The 20,852-nt window shown below is 73.4% G+C and carries 21 protein-coding genes and 1 pseudogene; 6 read left to right on the top strand and 16 right to left on the bottom strand.

From position 1 onward, the window contains the following. Positions 1–69: 69 nt before the first annotated feature. The gene (locus ACFVYR_RS22320) at positions 70–1,365 is read right to left on the bottom strand and encodes an ABC transporter substrate-binding protein (protein WP_384251334.1); all 1,296 of its coding nucleotides are present in this window, start codon (positions 1,363–1,365) and stop codon (positions 70–72) included. Beyond that, positions 1,340–1,921, bottom strand: coding sequence for a hypothetical protein (locus ACFVYR_RS22315; RefSeq protein ID WP_384251332.1), 582 nt, complete (start codon positions 1,919–1,921; stop codon positions 1,340–1,342). Before ACFVYR_RS22315 ends, ACFVYR_RS22320 begins: the two co-directional genes overlap by 26 nt. 148 nt (positions 1,922–2,069) lie before the next feature. Between ACFVYR_RS22315 and ACFVYR_RS22310 the strand changes: the two genes are divergently transcribed. The 3 genes from ACFVYR_RS22310 to ACFVYR_RS22300 are packed head-to-tail and all read left to right on the top strand — an operon-like array spanning position 2,070 to position 5,977. Then, positions 2,070–2,627: a hypothetical protein gene (locus tag ACFVYR_RS22310; protein WP_384251330.1), complete on the top strand. Its 558-nt coding sequence runs from the start codon at positions 2,070–2,072 to the stop codon at positions 2,625–2,627. Positions 2,628–2,631: 4 nt separating this feature from the next. Further along, positions 2,632–5,313: an ATP-binding cassette domain-containing protein gene (locus tag ACFVYR_RS22305; RefSeq protein ID WP_384251328.1), complete on the top strand. Its 2,682-nt coding sequence runs from the start codon at positions 2,632–2,634 to the stop codon at positions 5,311–5,313. 1 nt (position 5,314) lies between these two features. Next, on the top strand, positions 5,315–5,977 hold the full coding sequence (locus ACFVYR_RS22300) for an ATP-binding cassette domain-containing protein (protein WP_384251325.1): 663 nt from the start codon (positions 5,315–5,317) through the stop codon (positions 5,975–5,977). Here ACFVYR_RS22300 and ACFVYR_RS22295 read toward each other — a convergent pair. Together ACFVYR_RS22295 and ACFVYR_RS22290 are read right to left on the bottom strand one after the other, a co-directional pair. Further along, positions 5,961–6,560, bottom strand: coding sequence for a transglycosylase family protein (locus ACFVYR_RS22295; protein WP_384251322.1), 600 nt, complete (start codon positions 6,558–6,560; stop codon positions 5,961–5,963). The genes ACFVYR_RS22300 and ACFVYR_RS22295 overlap by 17 nt on opposite strands. An 88-nt stretch (positions 6,561–6,648) precedes the next feature. Next, positions 6,649–7,269 (bottom strand): transglycosylase family protein, encoded by a 621-nt coding sequence (locus tag ACFVYR_RS22290; RefSeq protein ID WP_384251320.1) that lies wholly within the window; start codon positions 7,267–7,269, stop codon positions 6,649–6,651. Positions 7,270–7,795: 526 nt separating this feature from the next. Between ACFVYR_RS22290 and ACFVYR_RS22285 the strand changes: the two genes are divergently transcribed. Further along, entirely contained in the window at positions 7,796–8,578 is a 783-nt protein-coding gene (locus ACFVYR_RS22285) for a hypothetical protein (RefSeq protein WP_384251317.1), read from the top strand. Between the two features lie 118 nt (positions 8,579–8,696). Next, positions 8,697–9,071 carry a hypothetical protein gene (locus ACFVYR_RS22280; protein ID WP_384251315.1) on the top strand — a complete coding sequence of 125 codons (375 nt, stop codon included), beginning with the start codon at positions 8,697–8,699 and terminating at the stop codon, positions 9,069–9,071. A gap of 75 nt (positions 9,072–9,146) precedes the next feature. Here the strand turns inward: ACFVYR_RS22280 and der are convergent, their stop codons facing one another. The 5 genes and pseudogenes from der to ACFVYR_RS22255 all read right to left on the bottom strand — a co-directional run. Continuing rightward, a complete protein-coding gene (gene der, locus ACFVYR_RS22275) occupies positions 9,147–10,625 on the bottom strand; it encodes a ribosome biogenesis GTPase Der (RefSeq protein WP_384251312.1) in 1,479 nt (492 codons plus the stop codon). A gap of 82 nt (positions 10,626–10,707) precedes the next feature. Beyond that, positions 10,708–11,409, bottom strand: coding sequence for a lysophospholipid acyltransferase family protein (locus ACFVYR_RS22270; RefSeq protein ID WP_384251310.1), 702 nt, complete (start codon positions 11,407–11,409; stop codon positions 10,708–10,710). Beyond that, positions 11,367–12,062, bottom strand: a complete 696-nt coding sequence (gene cmk / locus ACFVYR_RS22265; RefSeq protein ID WP_384251307.1) for a (d)CMP kinase — start codon at positions 12,060–12,062, stop codon at positions 11,367–11,369. The genes ACFVYR_RS22270 and cmk overlap by 43 nt, the downstream gene beginning before the upstream one ends. Positions 12,063–12,206: 144 nt before the next feature. Then, on the bottom strand, positions 12,207–13,292 hold the full coding sequence (locus ACFVYR_RS22260) for a prephenate dehydrogenase (protein ID WP_384251304.1): 1,086 nt from the start codon (positions 13,290–13,292) through the stop codon (positions 12,207–12,209). Next, a pseudogene (locus ACFVYR_RS22255) lies at positions 13,289–13,372 on the bottom strand (chorismate mutase); the annotation flags it as partial. The gene ACFVYR_RS22260 and the pseudogene ACFVYR_RS22255, both read right to left, overlap by 4 nt. A gap of 200 nt (positions 13,373–13,572) precedes the next feature. Here ACFVYR_RS22255 and ACFVYR_RS22250 point away from each other — a divergent pair. Further along, a complete protein-coding gene (locus ACFVYR_RS22250) occupies positions 13,573–14,280 on the top strand; it encodes a DNA polymerase beta superfamily protein (protein ID WP_384251302.1) in 708 nt (235 codons plus the stop codon). A 29-nt stretch (positions 14,281–14,309) separates the two neighbouring features. On the opposite strand, the gene ACFVYR_RS22245 is transcribed toward ACFVYR_RS22250, so the two are convergent. The 7 genes from ACFVYR_RS22245 to ACFVYR_RS22215 form a co-directional block, all read right to left on the bottom strand. After that, on the bottom strand, positions 14,310–15,323 hold the full coding sequence (locus ACFVYR_RS22245; RefSeq protein WP_384251299.1) for an ADP-ribosylglycohydrolase family protein: 1,014 nt from the start codon (positions 15,321–15,323) through the stop codon (positions 14,310–14,312). After that, positions 15,320–16,045 (bottom strand): NUDIX domain-containing protein, encoded by a 726-nt coding sequence (locus tag ACFVYR_RS22240; RefSeq protein ID WP_384251297.1) that lies wholly within the window; start codon positions 16,043–16,045, stop codon positions 15,320–15,322. The genes ACFVYR_RS22245 and ACFVYR_RS22240 overlap by 4 nt, the downstream gene beginning before the upstream one ends. A 104-nt stretch (positions 16,046–16,149) precedes the next feature. Beyond that, positions 16,150–17,277, bottom strand: a complete 1,128-nt coding sequence (locus tag ACFVYR_RS22235) for a pseudouridine synthase (RefSeq protein WP_384251295.1) — start codon at positions 17,275–17,277, stop codon at positions 16,150–16,152. A gap of 12 nt (positions 17,278–17,289) precedes the next feature. Next, positions 17,290–17,946 (bottom strand): SMC-Scp complex subunit ScpB, encoded by a 657-nt coding sequence (gene scpB / locus ACFVYR_RS22230; RefSeq protein ID WP_384251292.1) that lies wholly within the window; start codon positions 17,944–17,946, stop codon positions 17,290–17,292. Further along, positions 17,943–18,869 carry a segregation and condensation protein A gene (locus tag ACFVYR_RS22225; RefSeq protein ID WP_384251290.1) on the bottom strand — a complete coding sequence of 309 codons (927 nt, stop codon included), beginning with the start codon at positions 18,867–18,869 and terminating at the stop codon, positions 17,943–17,945. Before ACFVYR_RS22225 ends, scpB begins: the two co-directional genes overlap by 4 nt. Before the next feature lie 18 nt (positions 18,870–18,887). Next, on the bottom strand, positions 18,888–19,475 hold the full coding sequence (locus ACFVYR_RS22220; protein WP_384251288.1) for a hypothetical protein: 588 nt from the start codon (positions 19,473–19,475) through the stop codon (positions 18,888–18,890). Further along, positions 19,460–20,632 carry a ParA family protein gene (locus ACFVYR_RS22215; protein ID WP_384251285.1) on the bottom strand — a complete coding sequence of 391 codons (1,173 nt, stop codon included), beginning with the start codon at positions 20,630–20,632 and terminating at the stop codon, positions 19,460–19,462. Before ACFVYR_RS22215 ends, ACFVYR_RS22220 begins: the two co-directional genes overlap by 16 nt. Between the last annotated feature and the right edge of the window lie 220 nt (positions 20,633–20,852).

Here is a 20,852-nt window from a genome sequence, read left to right as displayed (position 1 = left end):
CACCATCCTGTTCCCGAACAGATGCCTGATCGGTAGCCAGGGATGGGAACCTTTTAGCGAAACGACGCATCAAGGCTGGTAGGAGAGCTGGGGGACGTCAAAGCAGTTGGTGGTCATTTCGCCGCCTTGGGTGACCCAGCCGTGCCCATCTTGCCAGCGGACCACCGACATGCACGTCCGACGCGACCTGGGCGGCTCCGATCGGTGGGCGAAGACCACCGGCACAAGGAGCCCCCGCGCGGAGTACGGCTCGTTCCGTTCCATGAAGCGGTCCACGCACCCGCGCGTCACGTCACCGCCCGCGCTCAGGCAGGACCGCGCGGCGTCGGTGAACCACATGGCGGCGGCCCAGCCCTCCAGCTGCCACTGGGAGAGCGCCCGGCCCTTCGTGGCCGCGCGGAACTCGCGCACGGCCGGGTGGCCGGTGTCCTCGTAGTTCCTGCTCGAAGCGGTGGCCCACAGCGCGTTGCGGCAGCGGGGCGCGTCCTTGTAGTCGTCGCCGACGGACGAGGTCCAGTTCTGCACGTTGGTGACCTTGGCGGTGACCTTCGCGCCGACGTCGTCCATCGCTGCGCACAGCCGGGCGTTGCCGTGCGTGTCCATCGCGTCGAAGACGAGGTCGGCGCCCTGCTCCTTGAGGTCGGCCGCGGCGGCGCGGAAGTTGGGCAGCGCGAAGTCGAGCTGTTCCGTGACCACCTTGTATCCCTCGGCCTTCAGGCCCCGGGTGACGAGCCGGGCGTACGCGGCGGAGGCGGCCTGGTTGTAGGAGACGACGGCGGCGGTCCTGGCGCCCTGCTCGCGCTTGAAGTAGCGGTAGACCTCGGTCCCGCCGTACAGCCTGCCGTCCCAGCCCGGTTTCCCGTGGCGCGGGGCGAGGCTGCCGTAGATCCCGTACAGATGCGGATACGTCTCGTACGCCGCTCCGATGGGCTGCCCGCCGATGTCGGGCACGCCCGCGCGGGAGACCCGGGCCGCGCCCGCGTAGTCCAGGGAGGCCGTGGCCACCAGGGCGACGACCCGCTGCTCCTCGACCAGCCGGTGCACGCAGTCGTTGTTGCCGACCCCGCTGCCGCCGTCGTCGCAGGTGCGCACCTCGACCCGGCGGCCCGCGAGGCCGCCGCGCGCGTTCAGCCGGTCGAAGTAGGCCTTGGCGCCGTCCCGCGGCCCGGTGAACGCGGCGCCGCCGACCGGGCTGGTCGCGCTGGTGATGACGCCGACCCTGACCGGCGCTCCCCCGGCGGCGGGGGCGGGCACCGTGCCGCGCCCCTCGAAGTCGCTCTCGGGCAGCCGGCTCCCGCAGGCCGCGCCCGCCATCAGGAGTACGAGGGCGAGCAGCGCCTCAGCAGCCCGGGGCGGGCGACGCATTGCCGCTCAGCTTCACCAGGGCGCAGAGGGTCTTGACGGAGACCTTCCAGGTGCCGTCCTCGTCGACGGCCGTGCCGGAGGCGTCGGGCAGCGCGGTGGCGCCCTTCAGCGTCAGCGCGTACGTCACCTCCGCCTCGGTGGCCGAGCCGAACTCGACCTTGCCCACCTTCGCGGCGACCTGCCCGCCCCGCTTGTCGCCACTGAAGCTCTTGAGGACCGGGCGCATCGCGGCGCCGTTCTCCAGGACGGCCTCCTTGTCCTTCATGGACACCTCGGGGTCGAAGAACTTCTCCCAGTTCGCGCGGATCTCGTCCTCGGCGGCCTTCGGATCGGCGGGCGCGGACGCGGTGTCCCCGGCCGGTTCCTGCGACCTGCGCGCGGACGACTTCTGCACGGACGGCTCGGGTGGTGTGGCATCGCCGCCGCCCCCGCTGTCGTCACCGCAGGCCACGGCGGCCGGGACGATCAGCAGGACCGAGGCGGCAGCCAGCGCCGCGCTCCGCACCCTCCCCCGCCCGCGGGGTGTCCCCTGCCTTGGGCTGCTCCCGAGAACCATCTGGCTCACCACCGGGTGTCGGTCCGGGCCTTCTCGGCCCGGAGCTTTCAGGGTCGGCTCGTAGAGGGCATAGTGCAAGCCATCGGCTGACATGGACAGCCCACCGACGTGACTGATGTGACCGACGACGTGTCCCAGGGGGGGCTCGATGCGGGCGGCTCGGACAGCTCGGACGGACGGTGCGCCGGGCCCGGCCCGCCCGCGCGGCGCGCACCCCGTGGTGTGGGCGGCCTGCGCGGCGCTCGCCACCGGCGCGGTGCTCTGCGTGATCGGCTGGTACGGCGTCTCCGGGGAGCGCTTCGCCGAGCGGCAGTTGCCCTACCTCGCGTCCTGCACGGTGCCGGGCGCCGCGCTGATCGTCGCGGGCGCGGTGCTGCTCACCCACGGCAGGAGCGTCTTGGCGGCCGCGCGCGTGGAGGAGTTGTACGGCCTGCTGGTCACGGTGGAACCCGCGGCCCCCGGCGAGCGGGCGAAGGCCCCCGCGGCGACCGGCGGCACGCTCCTCACGGTCCCCGGCGGAACGCTCTGGCACCGCGCGGACTGCCCCCTGGTCGCGGGGAAGCCGACGGCGGCCCCTGCCGACGCCACGGTCCTCGCGGCGGACGCCCTGGCCCCCTGCCCGATCTGCGAACCCCCGCGCCCCCCGGAACCGGACGCCCCGCCGCACGCCCCGCCCGACACGCCCGAGCCCGCCCCGGAGCCCTGACCCGGTGGCGTCCCTGAGCTACGACCTCACGCTGGCCGGGCTCTCGGTCGGCAGCGCCGCCGCCCTCACCGGCACCGGCCTGATCGTCACGTACCGCGCGACCGGCGTCCTCAACTTCGCGCACGGCGCGATCGCGATGCTCTGCGCCTTCGTCCTGCGCCAGCTGGCCGTCGGCTGGCACTGGCCGCTCCCGCTGGCCGCCGCGTGCACGCTGCTGCTCGTCGCGCCGGGGACCGGCCTGCTCCTGGAACGCGTGGTCTTCCGCCCGCTCGCGGTCCAGGAGCAAGGGTCCCCCGGGGGCGACCCGGCGCGGACGCTGGTCGCCTCCATCGGCGTCTTCGTCCTGCTCGTCGGCGCGGCGGCCCTCCTGTGGGGTACCGGCGCCCGGGACGACGCGCCCGTCCTCCTCTCCGCCGAACCCTGGGCGCAGCTGGGCACCGCCGTCGCCCTCGCCGCGGCGGTGGGGGCGGCGACGCGCTTCACCCGCTTCGGCGGCGAACTGCGGGCCGTGGTCGACCACCGCGGCCTCGCCGTGCTCTGCGGCATCGACGCGGACCGGGTGGCCGCGGCGGGCTGGGCCTTCGGCTCCTTCACGGCGGGCCTCACCGGTGTCCTGCTCGCCCCCTACGTACGTCTCGACCCGTACGGGATGCCTCTCCTGGTCATGGAGGTGGTGGCCGTCGCGGTGGCGGCCGGCATGCGCAGCCTGCCCGTCGCCGTGGCGGTCGCCCTCGGCCTCGGCGTGGCGCAGAGCCAGCTGACCCGCCTGCACCCCGGCGGCCTTCAGGAGCAGCTCCTGCAGACGGCGGGCGCGAACCTCTTCGTGATAGCCCTGCTGGTCGCGGCGTTGGCCCTGCCGGGCATCGGCGCCAAGGACGCGCTCCCCCGCACCGCGGAGGACCGCGTTCCGACGCCGCCGGGCGTGTGGATCGTGGCGGCGGTGCTCTTCCTCCTCCCGTTCGGCTTCGCGGGCCCGGACCTGACGACCGCCGTCCAGGTCCCGGCGCTGGCGGTGATCCTCCTCTCGCTCGTGGTCGTCACCGGCAGAGGAGGCCAGATCTCCCTGGGCCAGGCGGCGTACGCGGGCCTCGGGGCGCTCTTCACCGCCCTGCTCGCGGCGGGCCGCTTCCCCGGCCTGCCCGCTCTTCCGCACCTCCCGGCCCTGGCGGTGGCGGTCCTCCTGGTGGCGCCCCTGGGACTGCTCACCGGATGGCCCGCGATCAGCAGGCACGGCCTCGCCCTCGCCCTCGCGACGTTCGCGGTCGGTGTGGGGGTCAGCCGCTTCGTCTTCACCCAGCCGTACGCCACGTCGGGCCTGACCCTCGGCCGTCCCGCGGGCTTCGCGGACGACCGCGCGTACTACCTGCTCGAACTCGTCCTACTGGCCGGGGCGTTGCTCACGGCCTCCGCGTTGCGCCGGGGCCGTACGGGGCGCGCCCTCGCGGCGATGCGGGACCACGAGGCGGGCGCGGCGGCCGCCGGGGTACGGGTCCCGGCCCTGAAACTCGCCGCGTTCGTCACCGGGGCGGCGCTCGCGGCACTCGGCGGCGGCATGCTCGCGCTCGGCCAGCGCGCGTTCGACGCCGGGGCGTACGACCCGGTACGCGGACTCCTCTGGTTCGCCGCCGTGGTGGTCCTCGGCTCGGACAGCCTCATCGGGGCCCTGGCGGCGGCGGCCCTGCTCGTCGGCCTGGACGCGGGGACGCGCGGCGGCGTGGCGGCGGCCCTGATCGGCCTCCTCGCGGTCCTCGTCGGCCGCTTCCCGGGCGGCCCGTACGAGGCGCTGCGTGCGGCCGCCCGGCGATTCCGCCGCACCCCGCGTCTGACGCGTGCGGGCAGGAGGGCGCGGGCGGTCCTCGCGAGTGCCCCTGCCGGGGGCGGATGCCCGCCCGCCCCCGGCAGCAGTGCTCCGGACACCGTGCCACCCCCTCGCCCCGCCCACCCGGAGCGTCCCCACCCCGGCACCACTCCAGCCCCCCGCCCCACCCGACCCGAGCACGCCCGCCCCAGCACCGCCCTGACGGCCCACCACCTCACCGTCGCCTACGACGGCTTCACCGCCCTCGACGACGTGACCCTCGCCGTCCCGCCCGGCCGGATCACCGCCGTGGTCGGCCCCAACGGCGCGGGCAAGAGCACTCTCTTCCACTGTCTGGCCGGCACCCTGCGCCCCGTGTCCGGCCGCATCACCCTCGGAACCCGCGACCTCACCGCGCTGTCCGCGCACGCCCGCACCCGGACCGGCACGGCCCGCACCTTTCAGCAGCTGGCGGTGTTCCCCTCGCTGACGGTCGCGGAGAACGTCCAGGTCGGCGCGGAGCAGACGCCCCGGCGCACCCCGCACTCGACCGCCCGCGCCCTGCGTCTGCTCGACCTGACCGGCCTGCGCGCGCACCCGGCGGCAGGCCTCCCCACCGGCGCCCTGCGCCGGACCGAGCTGGCCAGGGCCCTCGCGGGCGATCCGCACACCCTGCTCCTCGACGAGCCGGCCGCGGGCCTCGACGAGTCCGAGGTGCGGGCGCTCGCCGTCCTGTTGCGGGCCCTCGCGGCCGACGGCATGGCGCTCCTGGTGGTCGAGCACGACCTCGACCTGGTGGCGGGCCTCGCCGACACCGTGCACGTGATGGCCGCGGGACGCATCGTCGCCTCGGGCCCGGCGGACCGGGTCCTGAAGGAGGCGCGCTGACATGCGCGGCGTCGAACTGCGCGGCGCCCGCGTCCGCTACGGCCCCCTGGAAGCCCTGCACGGCGTCACCCTCGCCGCCCCCGCCGGCGCCGTCACCGTCCTCCTCGGCCGCAACGGCGCCGGCCGCACCACGGCCCTGCGCGCCCTGGCGGGCACGGTCGCCCTGACCGCGGGCGCGGTCCTCCGCGACGGCCGGGACATCACGCGCCAGGCGGCGCACGAGCGGGCCGCGCGGGGACTGTGCTTCGTGCCGGACCGCCAGGCGGTGTTCGCCTCCCTCACCGTCGCCGAGAACCTCTCACTCGCGCGCCCGGCGGGAGGCTTCGCCCGGGCGCTCGACGCCTACCCCGAGCTGCGCCCTCTGCTGGCCCGCCGTGCGGGCACGCTCTCGGGCGGTGAGCAGCGCATGCTCGCGCTGTCCCGCGCCCTGCTCTCGGACGCCGGGGTGATCCTCGCCGACGAACCGACGCAAGGCATGTCGCCCGCCGTCGCGAGCAGGACGTACGCGCTTCTGGCGGGCTCGGCGGCCTGTGTGGTCCTGGCCGAGCAGCGGCTGCCGCCGGCCCTTCGCGCGGGCGCGGGCCGGACGGCAGTCGTGCACGAACTGCGGCGGGGCGCGGTGGTGTTCAGCGGGGAGCCGGAAGAGCTCAGAGCCTGTCTTTGAACCCCCGCCCGGTCGCCGTACCGCCCGGGATGACCAGGGCGGTGCCCACGGCGAGCAGGTCGGGGCGGCCCCCGACCACGTCGCGGTTGGCCTCGTACAAGGTCTGCCAGCCGCCCGGCAGGGCGTACCCGCGGGCGATCGAGCTCAGGGTCTCGCCCGCCTTCACCTGGTGGGCGGGGCGGGCGGACCGCTCTGTCCTGAGCTTCTTGGAGCAGGCGGGCCAGGCCCCCCAGCCCTGGGCCTGCACGACCTTCTTGGCCACCTTGATCTGCTCCTCCCTGGTGGCGAGATCGGCGCGCGGCGCGTATTTGAGCCCGCCGTACGCCTCCCAGGTGGGCTGGTAGAACTGCAACCCGCCGTAGTAGCCGTTGCCGGTGTTGGTGTCCCACCGGCCGTTGCTCTCGCACTCGGCGAGGCAGTGCCACGGCCCCTTGTCCGCCGAGCAGTCGGACACCGCGGAGGCGGCGCCCGGCGTCGACGGTGGGGCGGCGGACGCGGCGGCGGGCGGCAGTGCCATCGCCGCCAGGGCCGCGCCGACGACCAGGGACAGGGGCCGGAGACGCTTGGTCAGCTTCGGATGCATCGGGTCACGCTAGGCAGCTCCGCGACGGGCCCCGGTCGTGCCGCGCCGCGCCGCGGAGCCCACCCCACCCGGTCGGACTATCAGCAGGTCAGACCGTGAGCCGCTGACCCGGCACGATCACGTCCGGGTCGCCGCCGATGACCTGCCGGTTGGCGGCGTACAGCCGCTGCCAGCCGGTTCCGTGCCGGGCCGCGATGCGGCTGAGGGTGTCTCCCTGCCGGACGGTGTAGTTCCCGGGGGTGCCGCGCGAGGCCCCCCGGTCGGAGCGGTACGGGGCCGTGCCGGGCTGCTGCCCGACGGCCCTGGGCGCCGGTTTGGCGGCCTTCGGCACCGGCGTCGCGGCGGACGGGGCGCCGCCGTAGGCGCCTGCCCGGGCCGCGCAGGTGGGCCAGGCGCCCCAGCCCTGGGCGCGCTGGACCCTGGCGGCGACGGCGATCTGCTGCGCCTTCGACGCTCTGTCGGCGGTCGGCGCGTAGGCCCCGCCGCCGTACGCACGCCACGTACCGGCGGAGAACTGCAGCCCGCCGTAGTAGCCGTTGCCCGTGTTGATCTGCCAGTTTCCGCCGCTCTCGCACCGTGCGATGCGGTCCCACACTCCGCTGTCCGCCGCACCGGCCTGGCCGGTCGCGGCAAGCAGGCCCAGCGGAGCCAGGAGTGCGGCCCCTCCGATCACTGCCATGGTGCGCGTGTTCCTGGGACGTGCGGACATGAATATCCCTCTCGAAGGACCCGGGCTCCCCCTGGCCGTACGGGCCCCCTCGCGCATCCGGCGTCCGGGGTCCCGGCGGTCCCGCCTCCGGTGTCGGTGATGGTGCCGTCCGACGCGACCGGTGGCGTACCCGAGCGGTGCTCGCTGCACACGGCCGTGGAATGTAGGAGCCTTCTCGACCCGCCATCAACCAAGCCCTTGTCGTTCCAGGCCAGTTGAGTGTTACCCGAGGTAGCAACCAGTTCCGGACACCCACTTCTTCGGCCAATATCGCCATTTAGCCGTCAGCCGGACGCTCACCCTGTGACTCAGGTCACCGCACCAACTTCCGTGTCCCCGGCACCTGTTGGCGCGGAGTGACGGATTCCGCCGCTCCGTTGACCCTCCGTCGCGGATGGTTCGATTCCGTTCCCCTTCGCGCGTGACCTGCGCCACTGATCCACCGTTGTCTCCTTATGAGCCGGGCACGGTCCGGCTCGCCACACCCTCCCCATGCACCCCAGATGACGATCCCGAGGAGCCACCCGTGCCGCGCATGCTCGACGTCAGCGACGACGTACGCGCCGAGATCGGCGACGAAGAAGCCGACCGGCTGCTCGCCGGAGACAACACCCCGGGCAGCTACGACTGCACGTCCTGCCGCACCCCGGGCGACGCCGAACAGGAGCGCACCAGCACGGTCCTGTTCGTCGGTGACGAGACGGCCGTGCTCGCCTTCGCCCACGCCACCTGCCTGCCTTCCCAGATCGTCACGGTGACCGAGGAGCAGTTGCAGGGCGCCGTGCGGTCGATCACCGGCGACGACGGCGGGGCACCGGGCGGCGCGGCGCCGAACCAGGCCGTGCTCGGCGTGACCAGCGGTCTCGTCCTGATCGACGGCGAGCTGCGCCCCGCGCTCGTCGTCGAACCGGCCGGTGCCATCGCCCGCCCCGGCGCCGCGCCGGGCGGCGGGGACGACTTCCTGACGCTCCTGGTCGAGCAGGGCTTCATGCCGGCCGCCTCGCTCGACTCCGTACCGCCCCCGCTGCCCGGCTGGTCGGTGCTGCTCGCGATGGGCCAGCTGCACGCCATCCTCCAGCCCGGCACCGGCGGCGGCTCCCCCGTCGCCTGGTGGCAGGCGCACCACCCGCTCCAGGTCACCGAGGACTGGCGGACCGCGGCCAACAAGACGCAGACCGTGCTGCTCTTCGCGGCGCCCGCGGGCTCCATCGGCCGGCAGCCGCGCGAGGACATGCTGCGGGACGCGCTTGACAGGGCGGCGACCCACGGCCGGCTCGTCGCGGCCTCGATGCCGCTCGCCGGAACCTGAGCGTCGGTCGGCGCCGACGGTGGCCGCCGGGGGCCGAACGCGCCGGTCACACTGGTGCGGGAGCGGGAAAGCGGCGCGGCCCCCGCATCCGCGGGGCGCCGGTTTCGTTGGCACAGACGTGCACACATACGACCCCTCCCGCCCCCGGCCGGCGTACCAGAGCCCCATCCCCTCCATGCGCACGGCGCAGGAATCGACGGACAGCCACTCGGCCACCCCCATCTACGACACGCTCTACTCGGAGTACCGCAGGGCCTTCCGGGCGCTGCCGGGCGACCGGAGCGGCGAGGAGGATATGGGGTTCATCGCCTTCGGTACGGGGTCGTACGGCTTCCAGCACCGGGGCGACGGGCGGTACGACTCCCGTCACGACCAGCGCTACGGCTCCTACGGCCACTTCCAGGTGGCCCGCTACGGCCAGCACGAGTACCACCCCACGGGCCACCACCAGTTCCCCGCGGCCCTGCCGCCGGGCCCGCCCCGCGAGCACTGAGCGGGTACGCCGCACGGACCAATGCCCGGCCTCCCACGAAGGGGGCCGGGCATTGGTCCGTGCTGGTGCTGCCTGCTACTTCTTGCGGCCCCGCTTCTCGCGCACTCGCACCGAGATGTGGATCGGCGTGCCCTCGAAGCCGAACTCCTCGCGAAGACGGCGCTCCAGGAAGCGGCGGTAGCCCGCCTCGATGAAGCCGGAGGCGAAGAAGACGAACCGCGGCGGCTTGGTGCCCGCCTGCGTGCCGAAGAGGATGCGGGGCTGCTTGCCGCCGCGCACGGGGTGCGGGTGGGAGGCGACGATCTCACCGAGGAAGGCGTTCAGACGCCCGGTCGGCACGCGCGTCTCCCAGCCGTCGAGCGCCGCCTCGATCGCCGGGACGAGCTTCTCCATGTGGCGTCCGGTGGCCGCCGAGACGTTGACGCGCGGCGCCCAGGCGACCTGCGCGAGCTCGGTCTCGATCTCCCGCTCCAGGTAGTAGCGGCGCTCCTCGTCGAGGGTGTCCCACTTGTTGTACGCGACGACGATCGCGCGGCCCGCCTCGACGGCCATCGTCACGATCCGCTGGTCCTGGACCGAGATGGTCTCGGAGGCGTCGATGAGGATCACCGCGACCTCCGCCTTCTCGACGGCGGCGGCGGTGCGCAGCGAGGCGTAGTAGTCGGCGCCCTGCTGGAGGTGGACGCGCTTGCGGATGCCCGCCGTGTCGACGAACTTCCACGTCACGCCGCCGAGCTCGATCAGCTCGTCGACGGGGTCGCGGGTGGTGCCCGCCTGTTCGTTGACGACCACGCGGTCGTCGTTCGCCACCTTGTTGAGCAGCGAGGACTTGCCGACGTTCGGGCGGCCGATGAGCGCGATGCGGCGGGGGCCGCCGATGGCCGTGCCGAAGGTCTGCGCGGGCGCCTCGGGCAGCGCATCGAGGACGGCGTCCAGCATGTCGCCGGTGCCGCGGCCGTGCAGCGCGGAGATGGGGTGCGGCTCGCCGAGGCCGAGGGACCACAGCGCGGTGGCGTCGGCCTCGCCGGAGGGGCCGTCGACCTTGTTGGCGCAGAGCACGACGGGCTTGCCCGCCTTGCGGAGCAGGCGTACGACGGCCTCGTCGGTGTCGGTGGCGCCGACGGTGGCGTCCACGACGAAGACCACGGCGTCGGCGGCCTCGATGGCGTACTCCGCCTGGGCGGCGACGGAGGCGTCGATGCCGAGCACGTCCTGCTCCCAGCCGCCGGTGTCGACGAGCTTGAAACGGCGGCCCGCCCACTCGGCCTCATAGGTGACGCGGTCGCGGGTCACGCCGGGGCGGTCCTCCACGACGGCCTCGCGGCGGCCGATGATGCGGTTCACCAGGGTCGACTTGCCGACATTGGGGCGGCCGATGACGGCGAGGACGGGCAGCGGGCCCTGGCCCGCCTCCTCAATGGCGCCCTCGACGTCCTCGACGTCGAAGCCCTCTTCGGCGGCGAGCTCCATGAACTGCGCGTACTCGGCGTCGCCGAGCGCCCCGTGGTCGTGGTCGGCGAAACCGTCGCCCTCGGGCTGGATCTGGTCGCTCATGAAGTCCGTACCTCGTCGTTCATCGTGGTGATCGGTGCAGCGGCCCGTGTGTCGGACCGGGGCACTACTGGATAAGTCTCGCTCAGCGCCCGGTCAGGCGCCTGGCGTTTTCCAGGTGGGCGGCGAGCCGCTCCTGGATGCGCACGGTCGCCTCGTCCAGCGCCTTGCGCGTACGCCGCCCGCTGCCGTCGCCCGCCTCGAACGGGTCGCCGAAGACGACGTCGACCCTGCTGCGCAGCGGGGGCAGCTGCTTTATCAACCGTCCGGCGCGCTCGGTGCTTCCCAGCACCGCGACCGGGACGATCGGGGCGCCGGAGCGCACCGCGAAGTACGCGAGCCCGGACCGCAGCGACGCGAAGTCGCCCTCCCCCCGGGTGCCCTCGGGGAAGATCCCCAGGACGCCGCCCTGCTCCAGGACGCCGAGGGCCCGGGTGATGGCCGTCCGGTCGGCGACCGAGCGGTCCACCTCGACCTGGCCGATCGCGTGCAGGAAGGAGCCGAGCGGGCCGATGAACGCTTCCTTCTTGATCAGGAAGTGCGTGGGCCGGGGCGCGACGCCCATGACCATCGGTCCGTCGACGTTGTGCGAGTGGTTGACGGCCAGGATCACGGGGCCGGTGGCGGGCACCCGCCAGGAGCCGAGCACCCGCGGCTTGAACAGGCCGTACATGAGGCCGACGCCGATGCGGCGGCCGACCTCGGCCCCGCGCTCGCCGGCGCCCCGCGCGGCGGGAGCCTCGCTCACTTCGCGGCCCGCTTCTCCTCGACGAGGGTGACCACGCACTCGATGACCTGCTGGAGCGTGAGTTCGGTGGTGTCGACCTCGACCGCGTCGTCGGCCTTGGCCAGCGGGGACGTCTTGCGGCTCGAGTCGGCCGCGTCCCGCTTGACCAGCGCCTCCTGGGTCGCCTTGACGTCGGCGCCCTTCAGCTCGCCGGAGCGGCGGGCGGCGCGCGCCTCGGGCGACGCGGTGAGGAAGATCTTCAGGTCGGCGCCGGGCAGCACGGTCGTACCGATGTCACGGCCCTCGACGACGATGCCCTTCTCGGCCGAATCCGCGATCCAGCGCTGCAGCTCGGTGATCCGGGTGCGCACCTCGGGGACGGCGCTGACGGCGCTGACCTTGGAGGTGACCTCGGCGGTGCGGATCGGCCCCGCCACGTCCGTGCCGTCGACCGTGATGGTCGGGCCGAGCGGGTCGGTGCCGGAGACGATCTCGGGCTTGCCCGCGACGGCGGCGATGGCGGTCGGGTCGGTGAGGTCGATGCCGTTGTGCACCATCCACCAGGTGATCGCCCGGTACTGGGCGCCGGTGTCCAGGTAGCTGAGGCCGAGCTGGGCGGCGACGGCCTTCGAGGTGCTCGACTTGCCCGTGCCGGAGGGACCGTCGATGGCGACGATCACGGCTGCCGGGGCGGCGGTTTCGGCTGTTTCCACGGGGCGGAAAACACCTTTCGCTGTACGCGGGCCAGGGGTGCGGGGCGCGAACACGCCCCGCACAAGGTTACTGGCTCGCACACCCTGCCCCGACAGCCCCTGCGAAGGCCGCCTCCGAAGGCCTCGCGCGAGGCCCGCGCACGGCTACTGGCGGATCGACCAGCCGCGCTCCCGCAGCGCCGCGCCGAGCACCGGCGCGGCCGTCGGCTCGACCATCAGCTGCACCAGGCCCGCCTGCTGCCCGGTGGCGTGCTCGATGCGCACGTCCTCGATGTTGACGCCCGCCTGGTCCGCGTCGGCGAAGATCCGGGCCAGCTGGCCCGCCTTGTCGTCGATGAGCACCGCGACGACCTCGTACGCCGCCGGGGCCGCCCCGTGCTTGCCGGGCACCCTGGTCCGGCCCGCGTTGCCGCGCCGGAGCACGTGCTCGACCCCGGCCGCGCCCGCGGAGCGCCGCGACGCGTCGTCCGACTGCAGCGCGCGCAGCGCCGTCACGGTCTCGTCCAGGTCGGAGGCGACCGCGGCGAGCAGGTCGGCGACGGGTCCCGGGTTGGCCGAGAGGATGTCGATCCACATCCGCGGGTCGGACGCGGCGATCCGCGTGACGTCGCGGATGCCCTGGCCGCACAGCCGTACCGCCGTCTCCTCGGCGTGCTCGAGGCGGGCCGCGACCATGCTGGAGACCAGGTGCGGCATGTGCGAGACGAGGGCGACCGCGCGGTCGTGGGCGTCGGCCTCCATGACGACGGGCACCGCGCGGCAGAGCGCGACCAGCTCCAGGGCGAGGTTGAGCACCTCGGTGTCGGTGTCCCGGTCCGGGGTCAGCACCCAGGGCCGCCCCTCGAAGAGGTCGGCGGTGGCGGCCAGCGGGCCGCTGCGCTCGCGCCCCGCCATGGGGTGCGTGCCGATGTACGGGGTCAGGTCGAGGCCCAGCTCCTCCAGCTCGCGGCGCGGGCCGCCCTTGACGCTCGCCACGTCGAGGTAGCCGCGGGCCACCCCGCGCCGCATGACGTCGGCCAGCGTGGCGGCGACGTGCGAGGGCGGCACGGAGACGACGCAGAGGTCGACGGGCCCCGCGGGCTCCTCGTCGGTGCCCGCGCCGAGCGCGGCGGCGGTGCGGGCCTGCGCCGGATCGTGGTCGGCGAGGTGGACGGCGACGCCGCGGGAGGCGAGGGCAAGGGCGGCGGAGGTGCCGATCAGGCCGGTGCCGATGACGAGGGCGGTTCTCACTGGGCGATGTCCTTGCGGAGTGCGGCCGCGGCGCCGAGGTGCGGATGCGGGGCCTCGGGGCGGGGCCGGTCGGTGTCGGCGGTTGCGTACGCCACAGCTGGCCGTATACGTACGCCGTTGCTGGGGCCCAAGCCTATCCAGCGGCCCGCACGGGGGCGCGCGGCGCCCGTCAGCCGAGACGAGGACGGCGGATCCCGGACGTACGGCCGTCCGCGACGAAGATCACAGCCGTCGGAAATTCCCTCACTCCCGGCCGGTCACGGCCCGTACGCTCGCCCCCATGCGCCCCCAGGACCTGCCCCTCGTACGCGACCACACGGTTTACTCCTGCGTGATGGGCTCGCGCGCCTTCGGGCTCGCCACGGAGGGCAGCGACACCGACCGCAGGGGCGTCTTCCTGGCTCCCACCCCGCTGTTCTGGCGGTTCGAGAAGCCGCCGACGCATCTGGACGGTCCCGCCGAGGAACAGTTCAGCTGGGAGCTGGAGCGCTTCTGCGAGCTCGCCCTGCGCGCCAACCCCAACGTGCTTGAGTGCCTGCACTCACCACTCGTGGAGCACCTCACGGACACCGGCCGCGAACTGCTCCGTCTGCGCGACTCGTTCCTCTCCCGCGAGGCCCACGGCACCTTCGCCCGCTACGCCCTTGGCCAGCGCAGGAAACTGGAGTCGGACGTCCGCACCCACGGCGCCCCGCGCTGGAAGCACGCCATGCACCTGCTGCGGCTGCTGATCTCCTGCCGCGACCTGCTGCGCACCGGCGAGCTGACGATCGACGTCGGCGACCACCGCGATTCGCTGCTCGCCGTCAGGCGCGGCGAGGTCTCCTGGCCCGAGATCGAGGCGCGGATGAACCGCCTGGCGGCCGAGACCGAGGAGGCGGCGCCGCGCAGCCCGCTCCCGGCCGGCCCCGACCGGAAACGGATCGAGGACTTCCTGTTCCGCACGCGCCGGGCTTCGGCCCTGCGGCAGGGCGCCGCGGGGAGCTGACTCCGCCCGCCGCGTGCGAAGACAGGCCCTCAGGCGTCCCAGAGCGCCCCGAACTCCAGGAGCTCGGCCCGGTACTCGATCCGCGCGGTCCAGTCGGCGGGCCAGGCGTCCGCGCCGAGGTGGGCGCCCGCGAAGGCCCCGGCCAGGCAGGCGATCGAGTCGGAGTCACCGGCCGTACAGGCCGCCCTGCGCAGCGCGGTGACGGGCTCGTCGACGAACTGCAGGAAGCACAGCAGCGCGGTGGCGAGCGCCTCTTCGGCGATCCAGCCCTCGCCGGTGGCCAGGCAGGGGTCGGTCTCCGCGTTGGCGTGCTTGAGCGCGGCGTCGAGGCGTTCCAGGGCGGCCAGGCACTCGTCCCAGCCGCGGGCGATGAACGCGCGCGGCGTCGGCGCCCCGCCCCTCCTCCACAGCTCCCCGAGCCAGCGGGCGTGGTAGGTCTCCCGGTTCTCGTACGCGTAGGAGCGCAGGCGTCCGACGAGCCCCGTCGGCTCGGCGCCCCCGGCGAGCAGCCGCACGGCGTGCGCGGTGAGGTCGGACGCGGCGAGCGCCGTCGGATGGCCGTGGGTGAGCGCGGACTGCAACTGGGCGGCGCCCGCGCGCTGTTCTGCGCTCAGGCCGGGCACGAGGCCGAGGGGGGCGACGCGCATGTTGGCGCCGCAGCCCTTGGAGTGCGCCTGGGTGGCCTCCTCCCACAGCTTGCCGGTCTTGAGGAGGTAGCAGGCCTTCAGGCAGGTGTTGCCGGGCGCGCGGTTGTTCTCCGGCGACTGGTACCAGTCCACGAACTCCTCGCGCACCGGCCGCTCCATGCGCTTCGGCCCGAGGCTCCCCCGCTCCATGGCGGTGCGCAGGCCGCGGGCGAGCGCCAGCGTCATCTGGGTGTCGTCGGTGACGATCGCGGGCGTCGGCAGCTCCATCCCGCGCCAGGGCCCGCACTTGGCGAGGATCGAGGGGACGTCGTTGAACTCGGTCGGGAAGCCGAGCGCGTCGCCGAGAGCGAGGCCCATGAGGGCTCCGGTGGCGGCGCGTTTCACGAGGGCCGTCATGAGGGCTGTCCTTCCGGCGCGGGGCGGAGCAGGGGCGGGTGCAGGGCGGTGGCGGTGCCGGCCCGGAAGAGGGCGGCGGGCTTGCCGCGGCCGCCGGTCAGCCGGGCGGCGCCGGGCACCGCCTCGACGAGGCCCGCCGTGCCGACCACCTTGCGCCGGAAGTTCGCGGGGTCGAGCTCGGCGCCCCACACGGCCTCGTAGACCTGGCGCAGCTCGCCGAGGGTGAACTCGGGCGCGCAGAAGGCGGTGGCGAGGCCGGTGTACTCCAGCTTGGCGCCGACCCGGTCGTGGGCGTCGGCGAGGATCCTGTCGTGGTCGAAGGCGAGCGGCCGGTACGTCGCCGGGCTGTAGGGCAGCCAGGCCGCGCGGGCCGCGTCGCCGCCGCCCCGCACCTTTGGCGGGTCCGGTACGAGGGCCGCGAAGGCGACGGAGACGACGCGCATGCGCGGATCGCGGTCCGGCTCGCTGTAGGTGCGCACCTGCTCCAGGTGCAGCCGCCCGACGTCGGCGATCCCGGTCTCCTCGGCGAGTTCCCGCCCCGCGGCGTCCTCGGCCGACTCCTCGGGCAGCACGAAGCCGCCGGGCAGCGCCCAGCGCCCCGCGTACGGCTCCTGGCCGCGCTCGACGAGCAGTACGTGCAGCGCACCGTCCCGGACGGTGAACACCGCCAGGTCCACGGTGACGGCGAACGGCTCGAAGGCGTACTTGTCGTACTCCTGCATGCACCACCACCCCCCTCTCTTAATAGTCCAGTCGACTATAAAGAGAGGGGGGTGGTCGGGGCAAGCGATTCCTGACGGGTCTACAGGCCTACAGGGCTACCGCCCTACAGGTCGACCTCCTGCATCAGCATGCCGACCTCCGTGTTGGAGAGCCGCCGCAGCCAGCCGGACTTCTGGTCGCCCAGGGTGATCGGCCCGAAGGCCACCCGCACCAGCTTGTCGACGGGGAAGCCCGCCTCGGCGAGCATGCGCCGCACGATGTGCTTGCGGCCCTCGTGGAGGGTGACCTCGACCAGGTAGTTCTTGCCGGTCTGCTCGACGACGCGGAAGTGGTCCGCGCGGGCGTACCCGTCCTCCAGCTCGATGCCGTCCTTGAGCCGCTTGCCCAGGTCACGCGGGATCGGACCCACGATGTGCGCGAGGTAGACCTTCTTCACGCCGTACTTCGGGTGGGTCAGGCGGTGCGCCAGCTCGCCGTGGTTGGTGAGCAGGATGACACCCTCGGTCTCGGTGTCGAGCCGCCCCACGTGGAAGAGGCGCGTCTCACGGTTGGTCACGTAGTCGCCCAGGCACTGGCGGCCCTCGGTGTCCTCCATGGTGGAAACGACGCCGGCGGGCTTGTTCAGCGAGAAGAACTGGTACGACTGGGTGGCCACCGTCAGGCCGTCGACCTTGATCTCGTCCTTCTCGGGGTCGACGCGCAGCCCCTGCTCCAGGACGATCTCGCCGTTGACCTCGACGCGGGCCTCGTCGACCAGCTCCTCACAGGCACGGCGCGAGCCGTAACCCGCGCGGGCGAGGATCTTCTGAAGCCGCTCGCCCTCCTGCTCGGCACCGGGGAAGGTCTTGGGCAGGCTGGTCTTCGGCTTGCCCGCGTACCGCTCGCGGTTGCGCTCCTCTGCCCGCGCGTCGTACTCACGGGAGGTGGCCGGGGCCCAGCGCCCCCGTCCGGCGCCCTGGCCCTGCTTGGGCCCGCCCTTGGCACCGCCGCGCGCCGAGGCGCCACGGCCCGACTTCGGACCGTTATGCGTGCCGTCGGACCCTACGTCGTAGCGCCGCTCCTCCGGACGCGGCTTCTTCGGACGGCCGCTGCCGCCCTGCTTGTCATCGCGGTTGTTGCCGGCGCCGCGGGGGTTGCCGCGGCCGCCGCCGTTCCCGCCGCGGCCGCCGCTGTTGCCACCACGGCTCCCGCCGTTGTTTCCGCTGCTGTTCCTGCCGCTGCTGCTTCGCATCAAAAGTTCCGTCTAGTCGACTGAGTCCTGGGTGTACTCGTACCCCGGCGCATCGGGTGCGTCCGGGTCGAACGACGGCACACCTTCCAGCGTCTCGCCCTCGATCGCGTCCGCCTCGGGGAGGAAGGGCGCGAGCTCGGGGAGCTCGTCAAGGCCGCGCAGGCCCATCCGCTCCAGAAAGTAGTTCGTCGTCCTGTACAGGATCGCACCTGTTTCGGGTTCCGCGCCCGCCTCCTCCACCAGACCCCGCTGGAGGAGGGTGCGCATCACGCCGTCGCAGTTCACCCCGCGCACCGCGGAGACCCTCGAACGGCTGACCGGCTGGCGGTACGCGACGACCGCGAGGGTCTCCAGAGCCGCCTGGGTGAGCCGCGCCTGCTGCCCGTCGAGGACGAAGCCCTCCACGGCGGCGGCGTACTCGGGCCGGGTGTAGAACCGCCAGCCACCGGCCACGAGGCGCAGCTCGAAGCCGCGCTTCTGCACGGTGTACTCGTCGGCGAGCTCACGCAGCGCGACGGCGACCGCACGCCTGGGCCGTTGCAGGATCTTCGCCAGGTGCTCCTCGGTGGCCGGCTCGTCGACGACCATGAGGACGGCCTCCAGGGCGGGCCGCAGCTCGAGATCGGCCACGGCACCGGCCAGGTCGCCCGTGGGGCTCTGCGCGCTCACGCCTTCTCCTCCATGGGCTCGGGGGCCCGGTCGAACTCGTCGGTCACGGTCGGCTCCGTCGCGCCGTCCCCGCCGGTCCAGCGGACCATCAGCTCGCCCAGGGGGTCGTCCTGGTCCAGGGTGACGGCCTTCTCCCGGTAGAGCTCCAGCAGGGCCAGGAAGCGGGCGACGACCGTGAGGGTGTCCCCCGCGTCCGCCACGAGCACCTGGAAGCTGGCCTCGCCCTGTTCCCGCAGCCGGGCGATGACGAGTCCCGCCTGCTCCCGCACGGAGACCAGCGGGGCGTGGATGTGCTCGACGTACACCTGCGGCTTCGCGCGCGGCTGCGTGGCCTTCACGGCGAGCTTCGCGAAGCCCTCGGCCCCGATGCTGATGACCACTTCCGGCAGCAGCTCGGCGTGGTGCGGTTCGAGGCCCACGGTCCGCGGGTAGCGCCGCGCCTCGTCGTCGAGGCGCCCGCTGAAGATGTCCGCGATCTGTTTGTAGGCGCGGTACTGGAGGAGGCGGGCGAACAGCAGGTCGCGCGCCTCCAGGAGCGCTAGATCCGCCTCGTCCTCGACCTCGGCGGTGGGCAGCAGCCGCGCCGCCTTGAGGTCGAGCAGCGTGGCGGCGACGACCAGGAACTCGGTCGTCTGGTCCAGGTCCCAGTCGGCCCCCATGGCCCGGATGTGCGCCATGAACTCGTCGGTCACCTGGGAGAGAGCGACCTCGGTGACGTCCAGCTTGTGCTTGGAGATGAGCTGGAGCAGCAGGTCGAAGGGGCCCTCGAAGTTCGCGAGACGGACCGTGAACCGCCCGTCACCGGCTTCGGCCTGCGCCGCCTCGGGCTCCGGCTCCGGTTCCGGCTCCGCGGGAGCCGTCCCCGGCCCACGCCCCAGAGCACGCCGACGGGCGGGCGGGGCAGCTTCTTCGTTCAGGCGCATCGCCGGTGAACGCTACCCCTACCGCCCGCGCAGCCGTCGTACGAGAATGCTCGCGTCGCCGCGCGACTCCAGGTCGGCGAGGACGACGGCGACCGCCTCGCGCACGATCCGCCCGCGGTCGACCGCGAGGCCGTGCTCACCGCGCAGCACGAGGCGCGCGTGTTCGAGGTCCATCAGCTCCTCGGCGGAGACGTACACGGTGATCTTCTCGTCGTGCCGCTCGCGCCCGCTGGGGCGCCGGTTGGCCGCCCGTGCCCGGCGCCGCGCCTGGGCCGTCGACGAACCGCCGGACTTGCCGCCGGACTGCGCGGCCGAACCTTCCTGCGCCGGACGCCGCCCGGCGCTCTTCTCGCCCTCGGCGGTGGCCGCACGGCTGCGCGACTCGGCTCCGGAATCCGCGTCGGCCGTCGCGTGTTCGGCGGGCTCGCCGCCGTCGCCCTGCGCCGCCGTGTCCTCGGCCGCCGCCGTCTCGTCGCTCTCGCCCGCCGGGGCGGGCACGCGCGCCTCGCCGTTGGCCGGGCGTCGCGGGGACGACGACTGCAGCGCCATCCCCCCGGTCGTGCGGAACAGTTCGTCGGCCCCGGGCAGACTCACTCGGCGTGACACCGGGCGAGCACCTCCCTGGCGAGCTGGCGATAGGCGGCCGCGCCGACCGAGTTGGAGGCGTACGTCGTGATCGGCTCGCCGGCGACCGTGGTCTCCGGGAAGCGGACCGTGCGCCCGATGACCGTGTGGTAGACGTGGTCGTCGAAGGCCTCGACCACGCGCGCGAGCACCTCACGGCTGTGCACCGTGCGGGAGTCGTACATGGTCGCGAGGATGCCGTCGAGCTCCAGGTCGGGGTTGAGCCGCTCCTGGACCTTCTCGATGGTCTCGGTCAGCAGGGCCACGCCGCGCAGCGCGAAGAACTCGCACTCGAGCGGCACGATCACCTTGTGGGCCGCCGTCAGGGCGTTCACGGTGAGCAGGCCGAGCGAGGGCTGACAGTCGATCACGATGTAGTCGTAGTCCTGCATGAGCGGCTTCAGGGCGCGCTGCAACGTGGACTCGCGCGCGACCTCGCTCACCAGCTGCACCTCGGCCGCCGACAGGTCGATGTTGCTCGGCAGCAGGTCCATGTTGGGGACCGCCGTCTTCAGGAGCACCTCGTCCGCGGACATGCCGCGCTCCATGAGGAGGTTGTAGACCGTCAGGTCCAGCTCCATCGGGTTGACCCCGAGGCCCACGGAGAGGGCGCCCTGCGGGTCGAAGTCGACGAGCAGGACGCGGCGTCCGTACTCCGCGAGGGCCGCGCCCAGGTTGATGGTCGACGTCGTCTTGCCGACGCCGCCCTTCTGGTTGCACATCGCGATGATCTTGGCGGGCCCGTGGTCGGTCAGCGGGCCGGGGATCGGGAAGTACGGCAGCGGGCGTCCCGTGGGGCCGATGCGCTCGCGGCGCTGGCGGGCCGCGTCCGGGGCGAGCGTGGCCGCGTACTCCGGATCGGGCTCGTACTCGGCGTCGGGGTCGTAGAAGTGCCCCTGGGGCAGTTCCTCGTAGTCGGCGAGGTGGGTGTGGGTGTTATCGCCACTCCGGTCGCCGGCCATGGCGTTCACGTGATGGCCATCCATGCTCTGGGGTGCTGGCTGTGTCGGCTGGGGGCTCTGCCGGGCTTCGAAGGTGCGGACAGCGACCGAGCCGACGGCCTCGAGCCCCACGGGACCCTGGTCCCGTACAGACGTTCCTGGTTGACCACCCCCGGGAGCAAATGTCGACTCATTCACAAGTCGTCTTACCTCCTTGGTGACCAGGAAATTTCTCGATAGGTCAGCGTGGCACCATGCCGACGGTTGGCGACTCTATGGCGTGTCACCGGTCCACAGCAACACAATCCGCCGGACCGGGCCCGATGTGTCGGCAAAGGGACACAGCGATGTCAAGGGCGTGCGGCTTGCCAGTGGCACGTTTCCGGGGTGGGCGAAACGGTTAAAGGGTTACGTTCAA

The organism is Streptomyces sp. NPDC058284 (assembly GCF_042881135.1).
Taxonomy (GTDB): domain Bacteria; phylum Actinomycetota; class Actinomycetes; order Streptomycetales; family Streptomycetaceae; genus Streptomyces.
This window is presented reverse-complemented; position numbering and strand designations above follow the sequence as displayed.

What these genes read in the sequence shown, in the direction of transcription:
- ACFVYR_RS22320 (WP_384251334.1), bottom strand. Translation starts at nt 1,365, where the DNA reads ATGCGTCGCCCGCCCCGGGCTGCTGAGGCGCTGCTCGCCCTCGTACTC.
- ACFVYR_RS22315 (WP_384251332.1), bottom strand. Translation starts at nt 1,921, where the DNA reads ATGGTTCTCGGGAGCAGCCCAAGGCAGGGGACACCCCGCGGGCGGGGG.
- ACFVYR_RS22310 (WP_384251330.1), top strand. Translation starts at nt 2,070, where the DNA reads ATGCGGGCGGCTCGGACAGCTCGGACGGACGGTGCGCCGGGCCCGGCC.
- ACFVYR_RS22300 (WP_384251325.1), top strand. Translation starts at nt 5,315, where the DNA reads ATGCGCGGCGTCGAACTGCGCGGCGCCCGCGTCCGCTACGGCCCCCTG.
- ACFVYR_RS22295 (WP_384251322.1), bottom strand. Translation starts at nt 6,560, where the DNA reads ATGCATCCGAAGCTGACCAAGCGTCTCCGGCCCCTGTCCCTGGTCGTC.
- ACFVYR_RS22290 (WP_384251320.1), bottom strand. Translation starts at nt 7,269, where the DNA reads ATGTCCGCACGTCCCAGGAACACGCGCACCATGGCAGTGATCGGAGGG.
- der (WP_384251312.1), bottom strand. Translation starts at nt 10,625, where the DNA reads ATGAGCGACCAGATCCAGCCCGAGGGCGACGGTTTCGCCGACCACGAC.
- ACFVYR_RS22250 (WP_384251302.1), top strand. Translation starts at nt 13,573, where the DNA reads ATGCGCCCCCAGGACCTGCCCCTCGTACGCGACCACACGGTTTACTCC.
- ACFVYR_RS22245 (WP_384251299.1), bottom strand. Translation starts at nt 15,323, where the DNA reads ATGACGGCCCTCGTGAAACGCGCCGCCACCGGAGCCCTCATGGGCCTC.
- ACFVYR_RS22240 (WP_384251297.1), bottom strand. Translation starts at nt 16,045, where the DNA reads ATGCAGGAGTACGACAAGTACGCCTTCGAGCCGTTCGCCGTCACCGTG.
- ACFVYR_RS22235 (WP_384251295.1), bottom strand. Translation starts at nt 17,277, where the DNA reads ATGCGAAGCAGCAGCGGCAGGAACAGCAGCGGAAACAACGGCGGGAGC.
- ACFVYR_RS22225 (WP_384251290.1), bottom strand. Translation starts at nt 18,869, where the DNA reads ATGCGCCTGAACGAAGAAGCTGCCCCGCCCGCCCGTCGGCGTGCTCTG.